The following is an 8990-nucleotide window of genomic DNA, read 5'->3' as shown; positions in this document are numbered from 1 at the left end:
ACGAATCACGAATCACGAATCACGAATCACGAATCACGAATCACGAATCACGAATCACGAATGACAACCAATAACCCCCAACTTACAAGAGACAACGAAATCCTCGTAAAAGCCGAAGGCCTCTCTAAAAAGTTCTGTAAAGACCTTAAGACCAGCCTATGGTATGGGGTTAAAGACTTGGCCAGTGGGGTGACCGGCAATAAAAAAGACCGGGAATTACGCCCCAAGGAGTTTTGGGCGGTGAAAGATATCAATTTTGAGCTACGCCGTGGGGAATGTTTAGGACTCATAGGGCACAACGGAGCTGGGAAATCTACACTATTAAAAATACTCAACGGACTTATTAACCCAGATGCGGGTAAAGTAACCATCAAAGGTAGAGTAGGAGCGTTGATAGAACTAGGGGCAGGCTTTAACCCAATTTTAAGCGGCCGTGAAAATATTTACAATAATGGGGCTGTTTTAGGGTTTACAAGAAAAGAAATAGATGAAAAAGTAGAGGAAATCATTGATTTTTCTGAAATACGCGAATTTATCGATATGCCGGTTCGTAACTATAGTAGTGGGATGAAGGTACGACTCGGCTTTGCCGTAGCTGCACAAATGGAGCCCGATGTACTCATTATAGATGAGGTATTGGCGGTTGGGGATATTGGATTCAGAATGAAATGTTTAACTAAGATTGGAAGTTTGTTAAATAAAACGGCTGTAATCTTTGTGTCACATACAATGCCGCAAATTTCACGAATAGCTAATAAAATATTACTCTTAGAAAGAGGAAAAACTTTAGTGTACTCTCCTGACATTAGTACAGGTATTGAAAAATACTATGATTCCTTTAATGATTTAGATCAAGTAATAAGCGGGACAGGAGAAATTCAATTGGAAGATTTCAATATTTTTGATAATGAAAATAATTTACTTAATGAAAAAATAGGTACAACAATTTTAAATTTTTATAAAAATTATACTTTGAATTTAAAGTTAAAAGCAAATAAAACAGTTAATAGATTTGAAGTTCATTACTCCTTTATAGATAAAGACTCTAAGATAGTTGCAACTTTATATTCTTATTTAAATGAAAAACCATTTAACGCTAAAGGAACTTTTAATGTTAGCGCAGATATCGATAAAATGAATTTAGCAACAGGGGTATATAGAGTAGGTGTTGCTATCAATGAAGTAAAAAAAGAGGGGGGGAATGGAAAAGTATATTTGTTTAATTCTAATATAGGTTCTATAAAAATAGTTGGAATACCTACTGGTTTAGCACCAGTTCAATTTATTGCAAAATGGGAATTAAAATAATTTTAAACATTAAATTTTGATTTTATAAAATGGTAATTAAATTTTCCTGCGTAGTAGATAACAACCCAATTTTTAAGGCACAAGTCTATATTTTTGTAACCTCTTTGTTGGAACTGGTAAAGGTAGAACCTGAAAATATTTTTGTTCACACTACAAACAAAACCAATGAAGATTTTTATCAATGGTTGGAAAGCAAAAATGTAAATATTATTGAAATAACTCCTTTTTCAGAAAGCAACCCTTATTGTAATAAATTACAGCAACTTGCAACTTTTGAAAATAATCAGGATTTTGACTACGTATTTTTAATGGACTGTGACACAGCCGTATTATCATTGGAAGGTTTAGATTTAAATAAAAGAGTATATGCAAAACCTGTTGACTTTCCTAATCCGCCTTCCTCTATTTTAAAAACCATTTATAAGAAAGCAGAAGTTGCTTATACTCCATTCACCAGTTCATTTCCTTTAAACGACGATACGGAAACAGAATTCAACAATAGTAATGGTGGCGTGTATATTATTTCAAATACATTTCTAAAAAAACTTGCACCCAAGTGGAAAGCCTATGCTAACTGGTGCATTGAAAACGCACCCCTTTTTACCCCTAAGTATAGTAAACATGCAGATCAAGTAGCTTTTGGATTGGCAATGGCTTCTTTAGGTGAAAAACTCACCCACTTACCTTTGGACTTTAATTTCCCTACTCATATAAACACCAGCCTTTTGCCAAATATCACTCCAAAAATTCTACATTACCACCGGGAGATAGATGAACATATGAAAATAAAGAAGAAAGGCTTGTCCATCGTCGATAAGGAGATTGATAAGGTTAATGAAAGTGTTCTTAAAAACTTAAACAACTCTTTGGATAATGCTATGTTTTGGAATTTAAGGTATTCTTTATATCCTGAGCTCGGAAGTGGTTTGGGGTCTAGAGGAGATGTACTCTCCTATAAAAAAAACTTGATAAAATATTTAACCTATAATTTTACAGAGAACAAAATAATAGATGTTGGGTGTGGAGATTTAGAGCTTATGAAAGATTTTCAATTTGAAAATTATACTGGTCTTGATGTTTCCACTGAATCATTGAGGATTGGCAGAGAAAAAAGGCCTGATTGGCAATTTTTGAACCAATCCATAGTAGACGAGGAGGTAACTGGGGCCGATTTGATTTTTTGTTTTGATGTTTTAATTCATCAAAGCAAGAAAAGGGAATTCCAAGAAATGGTAAAAAACATCGTTGATAAGGCGCAAGAACGTATTATCATTGGGGCATACAGTGAATCACCAACATTTAGCTCTAAAATAACACATTATTATAATAATATTTTAGATGAAATTAATAGGTATGATAAATTTAATGAAATTGGAATATTGGGTAAGTATAGAGATGTTTCAGTTGTTGTAGCTTCAACAAATGACAACACACATAAAAGAGATATAGGCTCAGACAATTTAAACCGAGCCTTTAAAGAAGTGGAGCGTCCCGATTTATTACGTTATTTAGTAGACGTTTCTAGAAGCAACCTGGGTTTTTATACAAGCCACTATCCACGAGTTTTCGAATATAGTTGGTTATTAGAACAGCTTGAAGGTGAAGTAGAAGGAAGAATACTGGATATTGGAGCAGGAGTTTGTCCACTCCCACTTTGTTTAAGCGAAACGGGTATGCAAGTAACCACAGTTGATTCTCATCCAACTAAAAGGTTAGAAAAAGACAAAGCTAATTGGAACGAATGGGGTTTTTTGGATTATTCGATAATAAATCCTAAAATACAATCAAACAACATAGATTTTTCACAATACAAAACCAAGAACCGATTCGATAGTATATATTCAATTTCAGTAATCGAACATATGCCAAAAAAGATACGGTTTGGCGTATTAAGGAAAGCAGCAACACTTTTAAAGAAAAATGGTTCTCTTTTATTTACAATAGATCTAGTTCCGAATACAAATGACTTATGGAATCTTTCAGAAGATAAAGAAGTAGAGCCTATTAGTGTTCACGGTACTATTCAAAACTTTAAAAAAGAATTGGCATCTTTAGGCTTTAAAATTGAGAAAGAACATATCCAAAGGAATATCTACGAGTCACGAACCGATGTCTATTTTGTAAAAGCAATTTTAAAGAGGAAAAAAGGGGTGTTCAGCTCCCTGTTTAGTTAAACATTCATATTATGATTTCCCACGAACATAAATGTATTTTTATTCATATTCCTAAAACGGCGGGGACGAGTATAAACGAGTTTTTTCATCCCGGAGTTAAATTTAAAGTTGCAACGCCAGACTATGAGCGTTTATTTGGATGGTGCCCAAAGCGTAGATTGCATATGCAACATGCAACCTCCAAGCAGTTATTGGAGACGGAGCTCATAACTGAGGAACAATGGAATGCTTATTTTAAGTTTACATTTGTTAGAAACCCTTGGGATCGAGCCTACTCAGACTATCTTTGGATTCAAAGTTATGCTGGTGTTAAGGGTAGTTTTAATGATTACTTGAACCGAACTAATGAATTCAGTAGAATTCTAAACGACAATTCCAATTATGATTATTTAGGTGATCATTTATTAAATCAAACTGACTTCTTTGATTTTGAAGGAAAATATAAACTTGATTTTATTGGTAGGTTTGAAAACTTTGATGCCGATATTGCATTGATTTTAAAACAGCTTTCAATAAAAGAGAAATTTGAGTTACATAAAAACAAAAGTGAACGTCACTTACATTATTCAAATTTTTATACCAAATCAAGAATGAAGAAAGTAAAAAACATTTATGAAAGGGATATTTCACTTTTAGAATATAGTTTTGAAGATGAAAGAAAGGGATTTAAAACATTGAAGCGCTTTATTTAAAAAACCATTATGAAACTTGCCTTTACAATCTGTGCCAATAACTACTTGGCCCATGCTAAAACCTTGGCCACTTCCTTTAAAAAGTACCACCCAGAAGTGGTTTTTTGTATTGCTATACTTGATGAACCTAATGAAGGGATAGATTATGATAATTTGGGGGCAGATAAAATATTTTGGATCCACAAACTACTTCCTGAATTGGTATCGGAGTTAACAGATACCTACAATATAGCCGAACTCTGTACGGTGGTGAAACCAAAATTATTTACACATTTTTTTGGAAAGGATTATAATACGGTTTTATATATAGACCCGGATATAAAGGTTTTTGCGCCTTTCAATGAAGTCTTTGCTGCGCTTCAGGAGCACCAAGTTGTTCTGACCCCCCATATATGTTCACCAACGGGCGATACAGGCCACCCCCAAGATAAGGACTTGATGCGAACAGGTATTTATAACCTTGGATTTCTGGCCGTAAATAAAACGGAACAAACCCAATCTTTTATTCATTGGTGGGACAAGCGGGTAAGGGCGTATGGATTTCACGATTTAAAAAAAGGGTTTTTCTACGACCAAATATGGTTGGGCTATGCACCTGCATTTTTGGATAGGGTTTTTGTTTTAAGACATTTGGGCTATAACGTGGCTAACTGGAACCTGCATGAGCGTAAAATCATTAACGAGAACGGTCGGTATTTCGTGAATAATGCCAAAACTCCTGTGGTTTTCTTTCATTACAGCCATTTTAAAATGGAGAACCTGCCAAGTATTGCATCTTATAACAAAAATTTCAATTTGGATAATCGGAAAGATATAGTGCCTCTATATGTAGAGTATAAAGATGACCTGATAGAAAACAATTACAATGTTTTGAAGCATATTGACTATATATTTGGGAAAAAGCCTAAGCCTATTAACGCATCCGTCAAATTAAAAAAAAATAATAGATTCCATAAGGCTTTCGTTTTGTTTAAGAAGACAGTTAGAATGATTTTAAAAGGATATTAAAACCAGAAATATTGTTGCTAATGAAGAAAGGAGTTTCAATAATTATGTGTGTCTATAACGGCAGAGCTAGATTAGCCGATACGTTATCGCACTTGGTAAATCAAAAAACTACGTGTGAAGTTGAAATTGTACTTGTCGATAATAATTCTTCAGATAATACAAAATCGTTTGCCGATAATTGGTGGCGTGAAAATGGAAACCCAACTATTGAATATAAATCATTTTTTCAGCCTGTACCCGGTAAGTCTTATGCACAAGAACTTGGTTATGAAAAAGCAAAGTACGAATATCTCTTGATTTGCGATGATGATAATTGGTTATGTGAAACCTATGTGCAGAATGCTTTCGATATAATGGAAAAAGAAAAAAAAATCGGTGCATTGGGCGGATGGTGTGAAGCGGTTTTTGAAAACAATAAACCAGAATGGTTTGATAAATATGCGAAATATTTTGCAGTTTCTAAACAAGGAAAAGAAAGTGGTGATATTACTAATAAAAAAGGATGTTTGTACGGTGCTGGAATGATTATTAGAAAAAGTCATTGGATGGTTTTAAATAATTTGGGGTTTAAGCCTTTACTAACTTGTAGAAAAGGTGATGCACTAAGTTCAGGAGGGGATACTGAATACTGTTATGCATTGCGGCTGTTAGGATATAGGATATGGTATGATAAACGCTTATATTTTAAGCACTGGATGCCGAAGGGGAGAATGAAACTATCCTACATCCAAAGGCTTCGTAAAGCCATGTCGGAATCAAATTTTATAGTAAGTGTTTATGTGGATGAATTAAAAAATAGAGAGGTAACACAAAAAACCTTTTATAAACGTGCATTTCGTTCTTTAAAGAATGATTTTCTTAAACAGTCTAAAAAAAGACTTAAAGGCTCTTTTGAAGAAAAAGAAATATCTAAGGAGTATTTTAGAGGGCTATATAGATTAATTACTCAATATAGGGAATATTCAAAAAACCGAAATTCTATTAAAACTTGGCTTCCTCAAAATAACACTACCAAGTAGTATGAGAAAGTCGATAGCCATAAAGGTTAAATCCTTCCCAAACGTATCCGAAACCTTTGTGGTTTCAAATATTGTCTTTGCCTTAAAAAACAAGTTTAAGGTGCGGGTGTTCGTAGCTAAATATAGAGGGGTAAATAATTCGTCCCAAGCAGACACCTTGCAGCAATACAACCTAGAAGAAAAAATAGAAAAACCTTTTTCGTTCTCCAAATATCAAGTGGTTAGATGGTGCCAGCTAGCCTTTATGGCACTTCATCCACGGGTGTTGACCTATCTTTTTAAATATTATAAAAATAAATCAAAACGCAATATAAAACCCTTACTGGAACTATATCAATACCGTCATTTTAAAAAAAATGCAGTATGCCATGTACATTTCAACAATGCCCTGCATCCTTTACAAAAGTTAGCCAAAATTGGGTATATAGACCCCAAAGTAATTGTGTCTTTTCACGGTTTTGACGCATTTTTGGAAAATAAAGAAAGCTTTCAAAAAGCGTATGGTGCTTTTTATAGAAAGTATGTAAAGGCGGTAACCGTCAATTCTCAATACCTAAAACAGCAATTGCTTACTTTGGGTATTGACGAAAATTTAATTCATATCATTCCCATAGGGATAGACATACTTGATTTTAAGGGAACAGAAAAGAAAATAATTCCCAAACACCCCATCAAACTTATAACCATTGGCAGGTTAGTACAACTTAAAGGACACACTTACGCCATCAACTGTGTAAGAAAATTAAGAGATGCAGGCTATTTGGTACAATATACCATTTGGGGTGCCGGAGAATCCTTGGATAAATTGCAAAAGCAAGTTGCTGAACTGGACTTGAAGGAAACGGTTTATTTTAAAGGGAAAGCCAGTCAGGAAGATGTAAAACACACCCTAAATGAAAGCCATATTTTTTTAATGCCCTCAACCTACGATGAAATAACCGGTAGGAGAGAAGCCTTTGGTTTGGTTTCCATAGAGGCACAGGCCATGGGCCTTCCCGTAATCGGGTTTAACTCCGGCGGCTTCCCGGATACCCTAAAAAGTGGCGTAACGGGTTTTACGGTAACTGATAGGAATATTACAGAGATGGCAGAAAAAGTTCAATACCTAATTGATAATCCCAAGGTGTATACCGCTATGTCTCAAGCTGCTATTGAACATGCAGCTTCCTTTGATCATCAATATACCACACAACACTATATTGATTTATATGAAGAAAACTTATAATTTATCTTATTCATTTAAAAGTTAATAAATGTTTTAACTGTTGTCAGTTCAAGTGTTTTAGAAAACCGATAAGGTTTTATAAATAGTGTCGCAATCCCTTTTTTTATAAAAAAACTTTATATTCAGGCAACTTTATAAAACAAAAAAAGCGAGCCCTATAAGAACTCGCTTTCTGTTATCAACACCCTTCGGGTTATAAAATTTCAATCAGCTGCAGCGCATTGTGCGCGCCATTGTTGAGGGCATACTGCATCCCATTGACCTCTTGGAAAAATGCTATTTTTAAAAAATAGTAACTTTCACCAGTTCCGGCTGCAGCAGCAGCTGGGGTAAGGGTAACAGTATTGGCAGTACCGGTAATGGGTACATTCATCTCTGGGCTCAGCTGTAGGTCATACCCATCAGGATCGCTAAAGTCCAGATTTAAAAAACCACTGCTAAAACTAACATGCGTTGCTCCGTCAGGAACGGAAATCTGTTGAGCGGGATTTAAATCTGTGATAACCACCTCTCCGGTAACAGTGTCAAGCGTATAATTACTTAGTAACACACTGTCCATATTGGCGCGATTATTAAAGTCAAAACCTTTTAACCAGGCTTTCCCATTGACCGTTGCCATACCGGTGGCTACATTGCGTTGCCCACGTATCGAAGTAAGATCTTCATTTTTTACCTTACTCAGTACTTGGGTCAATCGTGAGGTAACACGGTTATCTTTAGCGTTTGCTAATAAACCGGTAATTGCGTGTCGCAAATGTTTGCCACTACGTGTAATTTCCCCAAACTCAGTTCCGTTTTCACGGGTTCGGGCAAAAGCAGGATCAGAGGCCATACGTTTTTTACTCACACCGCCTTTGGTGCGTACCATATAGCCGTCCTGGCTTTTATAAAAGGTCAACTCATCCAGAGTACCTTCTATTTTTATAAGGCTTTTAATTCTTGGCATAATATTTAATTTTATGATGCCCTCGGGCATCGTTATACAAAAGTTTAATAACCGTCTTAAAAGCAATCAAAATCAGCGCGCGCAAGCATGAGCTCCTACTTACAATATTTTCATTCAATCACTTTTCAAAGAACGGTTACAACAAACCTACAATACCTTATAATGCCCTGCAAACAGTAGGCTCCGTTCAAGTTTAGTTGCGTTTGTTAAAGGCTAAATAACTAAAAAGAAGGCCAATGCAGCCCATAAAACCCGTTTGAATACGTTGAGCTTCGTTTAAGTACGTTCAAAGCCATTTAAACCGCCTATTTTAAAAATGGATACTGTATGGATAGTGTATGGATGGTGTATGGATGGTGTATGGATGGTGTATGGTAAGTAGTAAAAGGATAAAAGATGTCAGTTCGAGTGTTTTTATAAAGTCTGCAAGACTTTATAAAAATGTATCAAGTTTTGTCAGTTCGAGTGATTTTAGCTGAGCTCAAGCTCAGGTAAAATAGTATCGATAACGCTTTTGGTTGTTGGGATCTCAATTAGGTCTCGATACACTCCCTCGTTCCTCAGGAGCACTCGACCTGACGGTTAGTTTTCGGTTGTCAGTTCGAATTTCCTGATTTT

At 35.3% G+C, this 8990-nt stretch carries 7 protein-coding genes; 6 read left to right on the top strand and 1 reads right to left on the bottom strand.

All coding sequences use genetic code 11. The annotated features are described in order from the left end of the window. From AACZ92_RS15835 to AACZ92_RS15810, 6 genes are all read left to right on the top strand, one after another. Positions 1 to 1308 (top strand): ABC transporter ATP-binding protein (locus AACZ92_RS15835; protein WP_339703446.1); only part of this gene is annotated, 1308 nt, incomplete at its 5' end. Between the two features lie 29 nt (positions 1309 to 1337). Beyond that, positions 1338 to 3482 (top strand): class I SAM-dependent methyltransferase, encoded by a 2145-nt coding sequence (locus AACZ92_RS15830; RefSeq protein WP_339703443.1) that lies wholly within the window; start codon positions 1338 to 1340, stop codon positions 3480 to 3482. Between the two features lie 11 nt (positions 3483 to 3493). Continuing rightward, a complete protein-coding gene (locus AACZ92_RS15825) occupies positions 3494 to 4174 on the top strand; it encodes a sulfotransferase family 2 domain-containing protein (protein WP_339703440.1) in 681 nt (226 codons plus the stop codon). Positions 4175 to 4183: 9 nt separating this feature from the next. Further along, positions 4184 to 5182 (top strand): hypothetical protein, encoded by a 999-nt coding sequence (locus AACZ92_RS15820; RefSeq protein ID WP_339703437.1) that lies wholly within the window; start codon positions 4184 to 4186, stop codon positions 5180 to 5182. A 20-nt stretch (positions 5183 to 5202) separates the two neighbouring features. Beyond that, positions 5203 to 6201, top strand: coding sequence for a glycosyltransferase (locus AACZ92_RS15815; RefSeq protein ID WP_339703434.1), 999 nt, complete (start codon positions 5203 to 5205; stop codon positions 6199 to 6201). A 1-nt stretch (position 6202) separates the two neighbouring features. Next, positions 6203 to 7426, top strand: a complete 1224-nt coding sequence (locus AACZ92_RS15810) for a glycosyltransferase family 4 protein (protein WP_339703431.1) — start codon at positions 6203 to 6205, stop codon at positions 7424 to 7426. Between the two features lie 193 nt (positions 7427 to 7619). Here the strand turns inward: AACZ92_RS15810 and AACZ92_RS15805 are convergent, their stop codons facing one another. After that, positions 7620 to 8372 carry a hypothetical protein gene (locus tag AACZ92_RS15805; protein WP_339703428.1) on the bottom strand — a complete coding sequence of 251 codons (753 nt, stop codon included), beginning with the start codon at positions 8370 to 8372 and terminating at the stop codon, positions 7620 to 7622. Positions 8373 to 8990: the final 618 nt, after the last annotated feature.

It is taken from the genome of uncultured Marixanthomonas sp., from assembly GCF_963974425.1.
GTDB lineage: Bacteria > Bacteroidota > Bacteroidia > Flavobacteriales > Flavobacteriaceae > Marixanthomonas.
This window is presented reverse-complemented; position numbering and strand designations above follow the sequence as displayed.